This window comes from Bowmanella yangjiangensis (assembly GCF_017255015.1).
Lineage (GTDB): Bacteria > Pseudomonadota > Gammaproteobacteria > Enterobacterales > Alteromonadaceae > Bowmanella > Bowmanella yangjiangensis.
The window spans coordinates 1-13,737 of record NZ_JAFKCS010000002.1; the positions used below are offsets into that span (position 1 = coordinate 1).

Here is a 13,737-nt window from a genome sequence, read left to right on the forward strand (position 1 = left end):
CCGCACGACGAAAAAACGACGCGAAACAGATTACCGGGCGGAAATTCACTTTCTCACATCCCGATATCATTTAAATACCGGGAAGAATTCTGCTGTTTACTTGACACGGCTGATTAATGGGTGACCCTTTGATCATTTGATCACTTCGATCCGATTCTTACCAGTTCTGAACTAGACTCTATTTTGGTAGTATGAAGTAGGATTATATCTTACGAGATTTCTTTTATTGGAGGCAAACCATGGCAATGGTAAAGAAAAGTATCACAGTAACTGATCAGCAAGAGCGATGGATGCAAGCACAGCTTGCAAGTGGTAATTATGCCAGCGACAGCGAGTTATTACGTGATTTGATCAGAAAAGAGCAAATGCGTACTAGCGAAGTTGAAGTTATTAGACAAGAACTTATCAAAGCGGAACAAAGCGGTTTTAGTTCACGCTCTCCAGAAGATATTGTTAATGCGGTGATTGCTAGAAAACAAACTAATGGGGAAGTATAGATTAAGTGCTGCTGCCGATCAGGACTTTGATCAGCTATTTGAATATGGCATAGACAACTTCGGTTTGGCCAAGGCTAAATCATATGTTGATGGGCTAATTGTTCAGTTTCAAAGCATTGCAGAAAACCCGTTGCATTATCAGGCAGTCGACCATATTCGTAAGGGATATCGACGCAGTGTGTATGGCAAACATGCGATTTACTACATAGTTTCTAATAACTGTGTTGATGTTATGCGAATACTAAGGTCAGAAAATCCTAATACTGCTTTTGAGTAATAATAAATGTGTTTGGTTCATTATCAGGCAGGTTTAGTGGCCAATATGGCTTGATCACTACACCCCTTAATCCCCTGATCAACACAAAGTTACTACCACTACTTCGCTTGTTGCTCAAAGCGAGTCAATACCGCTGCCAAGCACGTACAGATAGATAACCACCAGATAAAACACGACGGCCAGAAGCAATGCACCAAGCAACGACAGGATGTTTGCCTTCGGCAATTGGCTGCGCCAATCCCTAATCAGCACGACTAGTGAGAGCAGGGCCAAAATCCAGTGCGAGATAAACCACAAATTCTCGCCCAGTCCCAAACGGTAGAAATTATCCGAGCTAAGTCTTAGCAGATGATCTATTGCCACTATGGCTAGCAGGCCACCAATCCAAATGAATAGTGCTTTACGCATAGAAGCTTTAGGAAGGGGATTCATCATACCTATTTATCAATGGTTGCGAAAGGCTGCAACAGATAGAAACCTAGTCAAAGTGATAAGTTATGGCAAAGCTGGTTTGATGGAGAATTGGTGAAGAAGCTAAAAGGCGTTGCCCACCTGGGTAGAGAGATTATCACCCGCATTCTGGCGGATGGAGTGGACCGCCCCGGTCTAGTTGCCTTTACTTGGCAAAATCTCTCGGCTTAAAGCCTTTAAAAATGGTGGCCCCAGCTGGACTTGAACCAGCGACCTACCGATTATGAGTGTGATTTCGGCGTGTTTTTTGATGAATCGCCATGAACACGCATGAACAAAATGCATGAAATAAATTCAATAAAAACAATATCATAAGAATATTCCGTTTGTTCGTGGTTGTTCTCTTTGCTACATGGAAGCATAATTTTCTTGCTACATATCTGCTACATTTTTCATTCGGAGCGAAAAAATGGCGAAGCGAGAGAAGATCACGATTTCCAGTGTCAAGGCCCTTATTGTGGAAGATCAGAGGGTCAACGATACCGAGGTGCCTGGATTCCATGCCCGTATCAGTCCTGCTGGAAAAATCACCTATTACCTCTTCTATCGCATCAACGGCAAACAGGTAAATTATAAGCTTGGCACTCATGGTGAAATCACCCCAGCCCAAGCCAGAGACTTGGCAAAAGCCAAAGCGGGGGAGGTTGCCAATGGGGTAGATGTTCAAGCTGCGAAGAAGCAAGCCAGAAAGGACACCCAACTAGCTAAACTCACTCGCTTAGAAACCTTTCTGGATGAAAAGTATCTGCCCTGGTTGGAAACCCGGAACGCCAAAACGGCGGAACGTACTGTTAAGGCCATCAAAGCTGGGTTTCCTGAATTGCTGGATAAACAGCTGTCAGCGATTAATGCCTGGACCATTGAGAAATGGCGTAATGAAAAGCGCAAGTCCGGTGCCAAGCCTGCGACTATTAACAGTTATGTAAACCCGCTTAAAGGGGCAATGAGCAGAGCGGTGGAGTGGGGACTGATTGAAGGCCATGACCTAAACAAAGTTAAAGCTCTTAGAACTGATAACAAAGTAGTCCGCTATCTGGATAAAATTGAAGAAGCCTCTTTGCTGGATACCTTGAGAAAGCGCGATGCCAGGATCAAAGCCGAACGGGAAAATGGCAATCTGTTCAGACAGCAGAGAAATTACCCATTGTTACCCGAATTGCGGGACAAGCACTTTGCCGACCATTTGGAGCCTATCGTGCTTGTCGCCATGAATACCGGCATGAGAAGGGGAGAACTGTTATCCCTTAGCTGGGAAAACGTCAACTTGGTGAATGACTACCTCACCGTGATTGCCGACAATGCCAAATCAGGTAAGACCCGTCATATCCCGCTAAACCACAAAGCTAAGCAGGCCCTTATACAGTGGCAGCAAGATACCAAGGATAAAGGCTATGTGTTTGAAGGTGAACCAGGTAAACCGATCACGGATATCAAAAAGGGATGGGGCAATCTGTTGGAAGAGGCAGAGATTGAGAACTTCCGTTTCCATGACTTGCGCCACCACTTCGCCAGCAAGCTGGTAATGGCCGGAGCAGATCTCAATACAGTCAGAGAACTACTCGGCCATGGGAACTTGGAAATGACACTGCGTTATGCCCACCTTGCACCTGAGCATAAGGCTGCTGCTGTTAACTTGATTGGGTAGAGGGCCGTCACTTACCAAAGATGGTCTTATAATGAAGTGTTCACCTGTACTAGCTCCTACCTAATCGGACGCGTGTAGTTGTAGATAGTCATATTGCCAACCCAATTACATCTTTGATTATTCCGTACACTGTATTGAATGCATCGACCCGTTGTGAATGGGAAATTTTTGCTTGCTTTGCCAAAGAGATATTTTCTTCAATCTCTTGAATTTTTGGTAGATCTATACTTCCAATTTTTTGTGCTATATCTGAGATTGACATTCCTTCAATAGCTATCTTAAGTTTACTGGCATCACTCAGCTTAAATGTTTTTTCCGGTTCATTCATTTTTCTCGCAGAATGTTCTAACTGCGATATTTTCTCTAAAATTTCTTGTTTATTCATTTAAGTCCCTCTTTTTAAAGTGCACCAAGAAGGGATGTCAGTTGAGATAATCCCTCTTCGATCTTAGGAGTTAAGTCATTTAACTGACTCAACATGGTTTTCACAGATGGTTGATTGAGTACATCATTGACAAACATTTCACCAGCTTTTTCAGACTCAATGTACGAATCTAATGCAATGTGTACATCTTTCATTTTTTTCAAATAAACATTAAGTTCATTCGTTTTGTCCTTGATTGATTTAATATCCTCATCAAGTTTTTTCTTCGATGCTGTCGCTTGAGAAGATAGCTCCGAAATCTGTTTGACTACAGTCTCAGCTTGACTTTGGTCTAATCCTCCTCGTTGTACTAAAGTTGTTAATCTTAGCTTGGCTGCTTTTTCTTCTGAATCGATCCTGGACTTAGCATCTTCAACTAGCTTTTCTGTTGCCATAATTAAAGCCTCTGACTGCATTGATGTAGCTGATAACGCTAAATTAAAATATTCAATTTGTTTTATGGACAGCTGTTTTACTTCAGGAGGCGTGGCGCAACCAATTAATAAAAATAACGATAATATTGATAATATTCTTATCATACTTACTCCATAAGTTTTTGAAGGGTTTTTTATAGCAAAGAGTATGACAGTCTGATTGGATTAGAGATGTCATTCTTTGCATTCTAGCTAGTTTCTTTGTCCATACTAACTCGTCCTAAAATGTACCCAGATAACCCGCCTAATAAAGCTGATAACTCTTTACTTTCTAGAATACCCATTATTCCGAAAAGAATAATAGCAATAACAATAAGAAAAATTGCTACAAACTGGATTCCTTTTTCCCCGGAGAAAATGGATTCTGCTATCTTAGGTATTTTAAGAGCTATAAAGTAGAATCCAACTATAACTATTGCTACTAGGCCGCAATATGTGAAGCTTATTAATTTTCTAAACTCATTTCTTTCCGATTCTGTATTTATAAGATTTGACATTTTAACATCCACTTTGTCCAAGTTGTTTCTGGATTGTGAGATTTTTTTATTTATGTCACTTAAGTCCGACTGTAATTTCGTGAGCCTCTCTTTTTCTTCTTTTGCTTTCTTAAGTTCACTTAAAAGTTGAGGGTGGTAATTTTCAATCGAATTCATTTCTTCTATTTCTTCTTTGCTTTTATTTTCCTTTGCTTTCAACTTTTCCAACACGTTTGCTTCTGATTTTATTTTTAATTCGTAATAGTCTATTTTCCTTTCAGCATCTTCTTTATTTATAGGTAAATATTCTTTCTCACTCTCTATTCTCTTTATTTCTTTCGCCAAATCATCAATATGTAAAGATATTCTCTTTCTAAGTGATGCTAATTCTTGATAATCGTCAGGGAGCTTTTCATTAATTATTTCTTGTGAAATTCCATCTGCATTTTCATTGGCCGAAATCGAGTTTGATAAAAAATAAAGACAGAATAAAATTGAAATTATAAGTTTACCCATAACAATCTCCGTGATTTGTAAATATTGCCAATTTCTAACTGCAATAACCATTCATTTGGTTTTTAATCATGTGATTCAAAGAGTGAATAAAATTCAAAGGTGTTGGTTTTTAATTTATTTCCTCGTGGAAAAATAATTAATATTCGTTAGTTGTTGAAAATTCGGGTTTCTTTTGTCAGTAGATATAATGAAAAATAAGTCAGCCTCTAATGCATTCTTTATTCTACTTTAGGGGGTGGGTAGGCAGTAGGTGTCCGTATACCTGATATATAAGAAAGAAAAGGGCAGCGGTGCCTAACATCCCTTTGGCTGAGACCTCGAACCTTGTGTCAACACACTATTAAATAGAATCTAGACGGATGTTTATTAATTTGCCAAAAAATTTTTAGTGGCTTTACAATCAAGGGGGCACCCATTAATCATAAACGTCCATGTTGGTCCAAAAAAATAATGAATTTACCTCATTCTAGAACGGTTCTTGAAGCGTTCAACTTTTTATGGTGAGGCTAATGATTAAAGGGGCCTCGTTTGTTTTTGCAAGATTTCGGCATTTGGCTGCAAACATTGCCATATCGCTTTTGAGGTAAGATGCAAACACAGAATTTGGCTCCATTTCGCAAAAATTTTGCAAAGTTGGGAATCCCGATTTGCACAGTCTTTTGATTGCTGATGGCGGGCGGTAGGCAAAAGTTTGGAAACGCCGACAGGAAGCAGTAATCTAACTACCTTAAGTTTCCCCTTTTATCGCTGATTGAGCAGTACTGATGATACAAAAGGACTACTACCGGCTTGCCGAACTGGAGGCCAAATTTGGTGTTTCGCAAAGTGATATTCAATACCTTATTGAACAAGGAGCTTTGGTACTTGCCACATTTCTACCATCTCAAAGATGTGTTTTTGGAGATTGGAGGGAAGGCAAGTTCGTTGGGCTTGGGATAGGACAATACAGAGGAATCGTTAGGCTTTCCTTTGCTGACTCATTATCTGCATTTTCGAATAAATCTGTTCAAGTTAAATCATTTGAAGTGCCAAACTCCGGGGGGATTTTCAATTGGTCCGGTGCGTATCCTTTTAGCGTAGCGACGCCAAATGAGATTATACATAAGTGGATTGCAGCTGATGATATAAGCAGAATCTATTGGTCTTTTATTACTGCCATGCTTTTGCCAACAGAAAATGACTCTCCCTGGTGGAGTGCGGCGAACGCATTTGCAAAACTGGATGGTCTAAGCGATGCAGTCGTGGAGAAGAATGCAGTTGAATCAAGATTTGATCAATTTTTGCAAAAACAGCCCAAAAGAATACTGAACCGCCACAACTTAGAATTTGAGCTTAAAGACGCATGCGTACTTTACGAGGATCTTAAATCAGCCGGACTGGTGGCAACCACGCAAGAGACCCCCGCAACACAACAGCTGGATAAAGTCTCAGCTCAATTTCGGGATGACTTTGATGAGCTGTTGGCAAGAATTCTACAGGCTAACAAAACCATTAAAGCCAAAGGGCTGCTAAGAATTTTGGCTGAAGAGGCGAGGATGGAAGAGGATTCTCGCAAGTTTGACATCAGAAACATCTTGTTGGATGAGGTTGAAGGGAAGATTGTCTGGTTGGATCATTCCGCTGCCAGAAAAGAAAAGGCTTATGGTCCTAAGACTATTAGCAATCGTTTAACTGAAGTCCGAAAAGCTATCTCGTAAGCCATTTGCAGCGAGTTGGAGCTAAATGATGATAGAAAAAATAGAACAGTGGATACATCAAACCAATCGCGCACACAGCGCGAAGCGCCAGTCATGTATTTTATTCAGAGAGCAGTTTAAGGGGTTCTATTCGCCAAGCTTTCTGCAAAATGCCTATTTTGTTGTGACTGACAATATTCCTAAGCCTGACTTTCCAGAACTAAGGGATGCTGGCCTTGATGATTTTCTTGATATGGAAGTCGATGGAATGACCTATGGCAATACCTATTATGTAAAGCAAGAATACGAAGAAGACTTAGTGCTTCATTTCCATGAACTTGTCCATGTGCTCCAATGGCAACAGCTTACCGTACCCAGATTTATTGCGCGTTACATGCAAGAAGTACAAGCATTTGGGTACAGAAAAGCACCTTTGGAAGACATGGCTTTTTCACTTGAAGACCGTTTCAAAGCGGGAGAGTCAAGTTTTGATATCGCCGGGTACGTTAGCAGTCACTTGTAAGGTGATGTAGGGGGAAACGATCCGGGGCAAGGATATTTCCCTGAAACCCTCCCTTTTTCCCTGATTGCCTCCCTGGCTATTTTGGCACTTGTAGTGTGTCCGTGAACTTCAAACGTCACGGAGCAGTAACAGTGAACATTGAGAAACGCGCCTTTACCGAAATTGAGGCTTCGGCCTATATCAGCATGAGCCGGTCTTTCCTTCGCCAGTCGCGGATGGAAGGCAACCGGGACACCCGCACCCCAGCGCCCAAGTTTATAAAAGTGGGTAGGGCCGTCAGATATCTAAAAGAAGATTTAGATGCCTGGCTGGATAGCTTCTATCGCCAATCTCATTTGATGGACCAAAGGGAGGCGGCCTGATGGATAAGTTATCGAAAAAGCACCATCAGTTTCTAAACTGGCTGGCGCAAGGCAACTTCGTTGATATTTGTACAACGGTCGGTAGGCAGTTGGGCAAGACGGTACTTTCAGAACCTTTTTCAGAAAAAGGGCTGAATGCTTCGGTAAACAGTTGCCTGGTGTGGGGATTGCTGGCGCAGGAAGAACTGCATATTTATGGTATCCGCTGGTCAAGACTGACGCTTAGCGAAAAAGGCCGGGAACTTCTGAAACAGCATCGGAGTGATACCGATGAGTAAGTTCAGAAAATCTGCGCTGGATACCCTAACCCGCACCCTTACCGATATCGATACCGAGTTCAGAACGTTTCTGAACTCTTTGCATATTGATGACCAGCGCTTCTTCCTAGTAAAAACAAGGGCGCTTCCGAAAACGGTTCAGAAAATTCTCCAGAACGAATACACCCGATTCAATACACCCTATGCGGCCAATACTTACCTAAGAGAAACCACCGATAATATCCGGGCAGTGCTCCCGGCCTTTCTGATTGAGCATTTCGATTCGGGAGAAGAAGAGCTTCGGCAAATGGCCCTGCTTTTTTCTGAAAGTTGCCGGGATATCTGCCGCTACAACAAGCCAATTTGTGCCGCTGTGCAAAGCCAACCTAGCACTAACACTGAGTGTCCAGGGAAATTAGCGCTAGCCCTTAAAAACATTAGGCATGCCCAGGTTTCAACCTGCGAAGCACCTTCGGAAATTAATACGGCTTACGGGCTTTGTAAGGCGTTTGTCGATAGCAAGGGGATTCATGCGCCAGAGGTATCCAGTAAGCAGACCATCGAAGGCTGTGTTAAGCGAATGCAGGATAAAAACTGGTGGCTTCGCAAACTGCGTAAGGTGCTGAAGCGCAAGATTGAACACGTCATGATTCTGCTGAACAAGGTCAACCGGATTAAAGGTAAATACAGCAGTGACCTAACCGTTGAAAACAGACGGCTACAGCGAATTCATCAACAAAATACATTAGGTGCAATTAACATTATCAACGAAGCCGGGGAGCGGTTCTCCCTGAAAGATATTTATGAGGTGAATATCTCCAATCCTGTACTTCGCCGAAATGAACTGATGACCAGAATGCGTGGCTTTGAGAACCTTTCCAAAGAAATGGGCCATATCGGCGTTTTTGTTACCTTAACCTGTCCATCCCGCTTTCATAACAGTTATTCCAGGTCTGGAGACAGAAACCCTAAATGGGACGGTTCAACGCCGTATGACGGGCAGCAGTATCTTTGTCATACCTGGGTAAAGATGCGCGCTGAATTGGACCGTCAGGACATCCGCCTTTACGGTATGCGTATCGCTGAGCCTCAGCATGATGGGACGCCGCACTGGCATATGATGTTGTTTATGCCCAAAGATCAGCAAGACGCCTTTAAGGCCATTGTTAACCTTTATTCTTTTGAAGTGGACGGTAACGAGGAAGGGGCCGCAGAAAACCGTGTGAAGCATGTAGACATCGATCCTGCCAAAGGCTCGGCAACAGGCTATATAGCCAAATATGTGGCTAAGAATATCGACGGTGCCAATTTGGATGAAGATATTGATGGCGGTAGCGCTGCAGGCATTGCACAACGAGTAGAAGCTTGGGCAAGTTGTTGGGGTATCCGACAGTTTCAGCAAATCGGTGGGGTGTCTGTCACTGTATGGCGGGAAATGCGCCGTATACGAAACCTTGTAGACGAAAACCCGGAGTTCTCAGAAATCCATAGGGCCGCTGATTCGGGCGACTGGGCTTTGTATACGAAGTTAATGGGCGGTGTGTTCTGTATACGGAAATCTCAGAAAGTGCGCCCGTATTACGATACTGAACTGAACCAGAAAACAGGCGAGCTAAAGCAAAGCTGGTTTGATGGGGAATTGGTAAGGAAGCTCAAAGGTGTCACACACCTGGGGCGGGAGATTATTACCCGCATTCACCGCTGGCGTCTGGAGTGGACCGCTCCGGTCCACTCGCCTTTACTTGGAGTTCTGTAAATAACTGTACTGGCTATGCTTTAATGACTCTCAGAATTTTGGACTGTAGCGACTCTGGGAACTTTGTTTCACACTCCCAAAAACTAGTGTTTGTTTTAGGGAGAGATGCCTTTTTGCAGTCTTTGTGGTGATGCCAAAAATATCCATGGACAAAAATGCACGTTTTGTAATTTGGCAGCACAATAGCGGGTGTACCGGGGAGTTCTTTTCTGTGATTCCTAAATCGGAAGCCAAGACCGTGAAGCATCTTTCTTACCAAAACTTCCGGCTTTGCAAATTTTGTGCTTCACAGACTGCTGCTTAAATGGCGTTCTTCAGACTTGAGATTATCCAACGGCTATCAGTTCTTTCAGTTCCTGGTTCGATTTATTTCCTCGATGCACATCATCATGGCAGACGTTGCAAAGAGTAATCAAATTGTTGAGCTCATTCTTGCCACCTGATGCGTGATGTTCAATGTGGTGAAGTTCAAGCAGGTTTCTGATTTTGTCTTCTGCGCGTCGATTTGAATAGTTCCAGCCACAAACCTTGCAAGAAAAATGGTCTCGTTCAAGTGTTTCAACTCTTACCGGGTCAGGGATTTTTCTATCGTGCACTTCAGCTTGTCGATTTTCCTCAAGAACATACACGCCGACTTTCAGTTCCGGTCTTCCTGATTGCCTAGTTGCTACTGGCCAGCCATCTTCCGTTCTTAGCTCCCTAACCCGTCTTGCCCATTCGGACTTATCGTTAGCTAAGTACTTTAGTTCTTCTCCGTTGATCTCTTTACCAACGTTTTCTCTTAGATAGGTAATGATCTTATCTTTGACGGATATTTTTTTCTTTCTTATCTCATTCGCCAAATTCCAGCGAAAGGCCGCTTCTTTATCTTGCTGATCTTGTACCAGGAAATATGTGTCGGTTTTAATTCTGTTGGAATCTGAAGCACTATCGATTACTTCTCCTTCCACCAACATATCTTTTATTGCTTTGCCTGCAAGAATAGGCCATCCCATTTGCACTCTAAGCTCTCTGATCCGCCTTGCATACTCACTTATTCCTGCAACCACCATCAGCTCATCGCCATCAAGCAGCATTCCTGGATACTTTCTTAAGTAGGATAGAATTCTGTCTCGCGCAGAGGTTGCATCCTCATCTTTAATGAGTGAGCTGCCCAAGTCCCGAAGCAAGTGATTAGCAGGAACCAAACCTTTTACCTGTTCCCTTAAGTTTTCATCTAAAAGCTTTTCTTCAAATTTGGTGAGTAATTTGATTAGCTCTACTCGTAAACTTTCCGGTGTATTCCTTTTTGACCTTCTTGCCATTTAAGCTGCTCTCTTATTCTTCTTGCTAATTCTGTGCTCTAGAAGATGCGACACGAAAGTTGCGATATGACCAGCAAAGGTTGGTGGAACTGCATTGCCGATCTGCCTTGCAACCTCTATTTTTGAGCCTTTAAATACAAAGTCATCAGGGAAAGACATCAATCGAGCTGCTTCTCTATGAGTAATCGGCCGATCTTCTTCAGGGTGGAGATATCTGCCTTTTTCCGGCTTAAAAAACTCTGTTCGAATCGTCACAGATGGTCTATCCCACCATAAGCGCCCAAACAAATCGGTGCCACCTGATTTTTTATTTATCCAACACTGAGGTGTAATATCCGGCCTGTTCCGTTGAAGATCAAATCTGTTTCCGCCTGGGGGAACTGCTCTATACCGCTGTTTACTTATCTCGGTAGGCTTTCTTCCAAAATGGAGGTTTAATGGCGGGGAGATATCATCTCTGATCTCGATTCCTTCAGGCATCTTCGGGAGATCACCAATAAATTCTTTTACGGTCTTCCATCGTGGAAGACCACATACTTCATTTGGAGAACAATGAGTTGGTTCAGGAGGGAAGGTTGGGAAATTTTCAATCTCAAAGTCTTCAACACGAATACCAATTGCAATAGCTCGTTTTCTAGTTTGTGGTACGCCATAGTCAGCAGTATTTAAAACTGTTGGCTGAAGCATTTCAAAACCGTAGCTTGTTGCTCTTTCGGTAATATCTTGGAATTCGGGGCTACTGAGTAGACCTTGCACATTTTCCATTACGAAAACTGATGCACCTGCTCTATTAACTATGTCTAAGTAGGGTTCCCATAGTTCTCTTCTTGCGTCGCCTTCTCTCTTCTTATTAAGCAGGCTGAACCCCTGGCAGGGAGGGCCTCCAATCACAATATCAGCAGCAGGAACATCGTGCTCTAAAAGCCAATCCTCGATGTTTTGTTGTACACAATGATTGTCTTCACCAAAATTTGAGTTGTATGTATCAACAGCAGCCTTGTCGTTGTCCAGAGCGAGTATGCTTTCAAATGCTCCGCAGAAGCGTTTATCAACAAAGCCTAAAGACATTCCTCCTGCACCGCAGAATAAGTCTATTAACTTATATGTATTGTTCATTAAAAAGCTCTTTGTTATTCATCGCTGGCGATGGGCAATAAATGATACTGTATATTAGTACAGTATCATTGCGAACATCAAGTCACCCAACAACAGGTGTTTAATCGTTTGGAATGATACACCGACATACTTTGCAATTGTGAATAGATTTCAGGTGAATTAGGTGAGTCACTGAGAAGGCTGAAAATTTACACTTTCTTTGCTACACACTTGCTACAAAATCGAAGGTTTAGGGTTTTTGTTAGTGAGGACTATCGGCTTAAAGCCTTTAAAAATGGTGGCCCCAGCTGGACTTGAACCAGCGACCTACCGATTATGAGTCGGGTGCTCTAACCAACTGAGCTATAGGGCCATTTTGTGACGCGTTTTACGCCATTGCGGTGTAAAAGCGAGGCGCAGTATAAGCAGTTTTGTTTGTGCTGTCATCAGTTTGCAAAGTCTGGGCGGCACAAGAGGCGAATAATTGTGCAATCTGGTCTGTGTTGGGCGATGTGCTGTGACTTGATTGCTTTTAAAGCTTAACAGGTAAGCCGCAGAGCAGGGGCATCTGCGGGCTTACCTTTTGCATTTATAGTGGCAGAGGCATGGGCTCGCCGTTTAGCAGGGCTTCGCCTTGTTTGAGGCTGAAGGTGCTCTGATAGCCTTCCGGGGTTTCAACCAGTAAACCTTGTTGTTGCAGCATTTCCAGCATCATAGGGGCGCGCTCAACTGCCATTTGCTCCGCTTGTTCTTCGTCTATTTGGCCAGCAAGGATGGCACCTTGCATCTGTCCGAGCATTTGTTGTTTGGCCACAAACAGCAGTACCTCTTTATCCGCATTAAGCTGGGCATCCACAATCAGGTTGCTGAGCCAGAATTCGCGGTACATCCAGTCGCTGTCCATGGCGTCGTCTTGCAACTTGATACGGCTGTTGATATAGCCGTCAAACTTACCCATAGGCAAATTGCCGCTGAGTTTAGCGAGGTTCAGAGCTGGGCTATCCAACAGGGCGATGGGCAGGTTTTCTTCAATAAACTGCATCATGGTCTGGGGATCGGCAGCGTCACCGGTGCGAGCCAGTTTCTGGTATTCCATTAACACGCCTTCATTGATGTCTTGCAGTTGCACTTGCATGATCAGGTCACTTGCTGGCTGCCCAGCTACCGCGATGCTGTCTGCCAAATAGGCCAGTTCCATATTCCCTGTGCCTTTGTCAGCATTGCGGCTGCTCTTTACTTCAATAGCCAGGCCACTGGCGTCCACTTCACCAATTTCGGTACCGGGTACGCTGATAAGTAGTTGTGCCAGGCTGATGCGGGTTTTACTGTCATAAAATCCCCCTTCCATCATGGTGGCGAGGCCAACATCGGCATGCATATCAATTTGCAAGTCATTGGCGGCCAAGCGACGTTCACCATTTTCTTCACCCAGCAGGCTCTGTGCTTTACCGCTGTAGTACATGCTTTGGCTTAAGATTTCGCCACTGCCCTGATAGCCACTGAATTCAATATGGCTATTGTCTTTTTCCTGAAAACGCCAGGCTGGCATCTGGTCGCTGAAGCTGTGCCCGCCAAATAAACCACTCACACCGCTAATGCGATAAATAGGCTGATCTTCTGCCCAACTAAGCTTTTCGCGCAAAGTGTCAGCGGCCACATCAGCTTGCCAGGCACTCAATCCCAACAGACCTTGAGAGGACAATACAACCGGGCCGTGGGTGAGCGCCAGATTAATGTTAAACACCGGAAAGGCCGGCATATCCGCTGCGGGATCCAGCTCGTGCATGTCAAAATGAACTTGGATCACGGCGTTGGCGTCGAACCAGCCGCGTTGGTATTCCTGGACGCTGGCCTGATAACCAGCTTGCTGGTTTAACTGTGCAACTTGATCATGTACCAGTTGCTCAACCTGTTGGCCAATAAAGTGTGGGGCGATAAGCGCACCGGCGACTGTAATAGCTACCGCGCTGGCGATGAGTCCTTTTTTCACTGATGTTCCTTGTTGAGGAGAGATTGCGGACGCG

The 13,737-nt window shown here is 43.7% G+C and carries 15 protein-coding genes, 1 tRNA gene and 1 pseudogene; 8 read left to right on the forward strand and 9 right to left on the reverse strand.

Annotated features, from left to right (window positions below):
- Window positions 1-239 precede the first annotated feature (239 nt).
- Both J0A65_RS02420 and J0A65_RS02425 read left to right on the forward strand, forming a co-directional pair.
- Window positions 240-497, forward strand: coding sequence for a ribbon-helix-helix domain-containing protein (locus tag J0A65_RS02420; RefSeq protein ID WP_206592538.1), 258 nt, complete (start codon window positions 240-242; stop codon window positions 495-497).
- Window positions 484-774, forward strand: a complete 291-nt coding sequence (locus J0A65_RS02425) for a type II toxin-antitoxin system RelE/ParE family toxin (RefSeq protein WP_206592539.1) — start codon at window positions 484-486, stop codon at window positions 772-774. The genes J0A65_RS02420 and J0A65_RS02425 overlap by 14 nt, the downstream gene beginning before the upstream one ends.
- 114 nt (window positions 775-888) lie before the next feature.
- On the opposite strand, the gene J0A65_RS02430 is transcribed toward J0A65_RS02425, so the two are convergent.
- Window positions 889-1,209, reverse strand: coding sequence for a hypothetical protein (locus J0A65_RS02430; protein ID WP_206592540.1), 321 nt, complete (start codon window positions 1,207-1,209; stop codon window positions 889-891).
- A gap of 445 nt (window positions 1,210-1,654) precedes the next feature.
- Between J0A65_RS02430 and J0A65_RS02435 the strand changes: the two genes are divergently transcribed.
- The gene (locus J0A65_RS02435; protein ID WP_206592541.1) at window positions 1,655-2,890 is read left to right on the forward strand and encodes a tyrosine-type recombinase/integrase; all 1,236 of its coding nucleotides are present in this window, start codon (window positions 1,655-1,657) and stop codon (window positions 2,888-2,890) included.
- An 88-nt stretch (window positions 2,891-2,978) separates the two neighbouring features.
- Here the strand turns inward: J0A65_RS02435 and J0A65_RS02440 are convergent, their stop codons facing one another.
- From J0A65_RS02440 to J0A65_RS02450, 3 genes are all read right to left on the reverse strand, one after another.
- Complete coding sequence (locus J0A65_RS02440; protein WP_206592542.1) at window positions 2,979-3,275, reverse strand: hypothetical protein; 297 nt, start codon at window positions 3,273-3,275, stop codon at window positions 2,979-2,981.
- 14 nt (window positions 3,276-3,289) lie between these two features.
- Window positions 3,290-3,853: a hypothetical protein gene (locus tag J0A65_RS02445; RefSeq protein WP_206592543.1), complete on the reverse strand. Its 564-nt coding sequence runs from the start codon at window positions 3,851-3,853 to the stop codon at window positions 3,290-3,292.
- An 83-nt stretch (window positions 3,854-3,936) separates the two neighbouring features.
- Window positions 3,937-4,740, reverse strand: coding sequence for a DUF2207 domain-containing protein (locus tag J0A65_RS02450; RefSeq protein WP_206592544.1), 804 nt, complete (start codon window positions 4,738-4,740; stop codon window positions 3,937-3,939).
- Window positions 4,741-5,504: 764 nt separating this feature from the next.
- Here J0A65_RS02450 and J0A65_RS02455 point away from each other — a divergent pair.
- The 5 genes from J0A65_RS02455 (at window position 5,505) to J0A65_RS02475 (ending at window position 9,314) form a co-directional block, all read left to right on the forward strand.
- Window positions 5,505-6,437 (forward strand): hypothetical protein, encoded by a 933-nt coding sequence (locus J0A65_RS02455; RefSeq protein ID WP_206592545.1) that lies wholly within the window; start codon window positions 5,505-5,507, stop codon window positions 6,435-6,437.
- A gap of 25 nt (window positions 6,438-6,462) precedes the next feature.
- Window positions 6,463-6,939, forward strand: coding sequence for a hypothetical protein (locus tag J0A65_RS02460; protein WP_232849703.1), 477 nt, complete (start codon window positions 6,463-6,465; stop codon window positions 6,937-6,939).
- Between the two features lie 131 nt (window positions 6,940-7,070).
- On the forward strand, window positions 7,071-7,301 hold the full coding sequence (locus J0A65_RS02465) for a helix-turn-helix transcriptional regulator (RefSeq protein ID WP_332874287.1): 231 nt from the start codon (window positions 7,071-7,073) through the stop codon (window positions 7,299-7,301).
- Window positions 7,301-7,579 carry a hypothetical protein gene (locus tag J0A65_RS02470; protein ID WP_206592546.1) on the forward strand — a complete coding sequence of 93 codons (279 nt, stop codon included), beginning with the start codon at window positions 7,301-7,303 and terminating at the stop codon, window positions 7,577-7,579. The genes J0A65_RS02465 and J0A65_RS02470 overlap by 1 nt, the downstream gene beginning before the upstream one ends.
- Window positions 7,572-9,314 (forward strand): replication endonuclease, encoded by a 1,743-nt coding sequence (locus J0A65_RS02475; RefSeq protein ID WP_206592547.1) that lies wholly within the window; start codon window positions 7,572-7,574, stop codon window positions 9,312-9,314. Before J0A65_RS02470 ends, J0A65_RS02475 begins: the two co-directional genes overlap by 8 nt.
- Window positions 9,315-9,327: 13 nt before the next feature.
- On the opposite strand, the pseudogene J0A65_RS02480 reads toward J0A65_RS02475, so the two are convergent.
- The 5 genes and pseudogenes from J0A65_RS02480 to J0A65_RS02500 all read right to left on the reverse strand — a co-directional run.
- A pseudogene (locus J0A65_RS02480) lies at window positions 9,328-9,582 on the reverse strand (hypothetical protein); the annotation flags it as partial.
- Between the two features lie 58 nt (window positions 9,583-9,640).
- The gene (locus tag J0A65_RS02485) at window positions 9,641-10,618 is read right to left on the reverse strand and encodes an HNH endonuclease (RefSeq protein ID WP_206592549.1); all 978 of its coding nucleotides are present in this window, start codon (window positions 10,616-10,618) and stop codon (window positions 9,641-9,643) included.
- Window positions 10,619-11,734, reverse strand: coding sequence for a DNA cytosine methyltransferase (locus J0A65_RS02490; RefSeq protein WP_206592550.1), 1,116 nt, complete (start codon window positions 11,732-11,734; stop codon window positions 10,619-10,621).
- A gap of 275 nt (window positions 11,735-12,009) precedes the next feature.
- Window positions 12,010-12,086 (reverse strand) — tRNA-Ile (locus J0A65_RS02495).
- Window positions 12,087-12,302: 216 nt separating this feature from the next.
- Window positions 12,303-13,703, reverse strand: a complete 1,401-nt coding sequence (locus tag J0A65_RS02500) for a YdgA family protein (RefSeq protein WP_206592551.1) — start codon at window positions 13,701-13,703, stop codon at window positions 12,303-12,305.
- Window positions 13,704-13,737: the final 34 nt, after the last annotated feature.

Excerpts from the sequence above, each read along its gene's own strand:
- J0A65_RS02490 (WP_206592550.1), bottom strand. The coding sequence starts at position 11,734 with ATGAACAATACATATAAGTTAATAGACTTATTCTGCGGTGCAGGAGGA.
- J0A65_RS02420 (WP_206592538.1), top strand. The coding sequence starts at position 240 with ATGGCAATGGTAAAGAAAAGTATCACAGTAACTGATCAGCAAGAGCGA.
- J0A65_RS02440 (WP_206592542.1), bottom strand. The coding sequence starts at position 3,275 with ATGAATAAACAAGAAATTTTAGAGAAAATATCGCAGTTAGAACATTCT.
- J0A65_RS02430 (WP_206592540.1), bottom strand. The coding sequence starts at position 1,209 with ATGATGAATCCCCTTCCTAAAGCTTCTATGCGTAAAGCACTATTCATT.
- J0A65_RS02475 (WP_206592547.1), top strand. The coding sequence starts at position 7,572 with ATGAGTAAGTTCAGAAAATCTGCGCTGGATACCCTAACCCGCACCCTT.
- J0A65_RS02450 (WP_206592544.1), bottom strand. The coding sequence starts at position 4,740 with ATGGGTAAACTTATAATTTCAATTTTATTCTGTCTTTATTTTTTATCA.
- J0A65_RS02435 (WP_206592541.1), top strand. The coding sequence starts at position 1,655 with ATGGCGAAGCGAGAGAAGATCACGATTTCCAGTGTCAAGGCCCTTATT.
- J0A65_RS02445 (WP_206592543.1), bottom strand. The coding sequence starts at position 3,853 with ATGATAAGAATATTATCAATATTATCGTTATTTTTATTAATTGGTTGC.
- J0A65_RS02460 (WP_232849703.1), top strand. The coding sequence starts at position 6,463 with ATGATGATAGAAAAAATAGAACAGTGGATACATCAAACCAATCGCGCA.
- J0A65_RS02455 (WP_206592545.1), top strand. The coding sequence starts at position 5,505 with ATGATACAAAAGGACTACTACCGGCTTGCCGAACTGGAGGCCAAATTT.
- J0A65_RS02470 (WP_206592546.1), top strand. The coding sequence starts at position 7,301 with ATGGATAAGTTATCGAAAAAGCACCATCAGTTTCTAAACTGGCTGGCG.
- J0A65_RS02485 (WP_206592549.1), bottom strand. The coding sequence starts at position 10,618 with ATGGCAAGAAGGTCAAAAAGGAATACACCGGAAAGTTTACGAGTAGAG.
- J0A65_RS02425 (WP_206592539.1), top strand. The coding sequence starts at position 484 with ATGGGGAAGTATAGATTAAGTGCTGCTGCCGATCAGGACTTTGATCAG.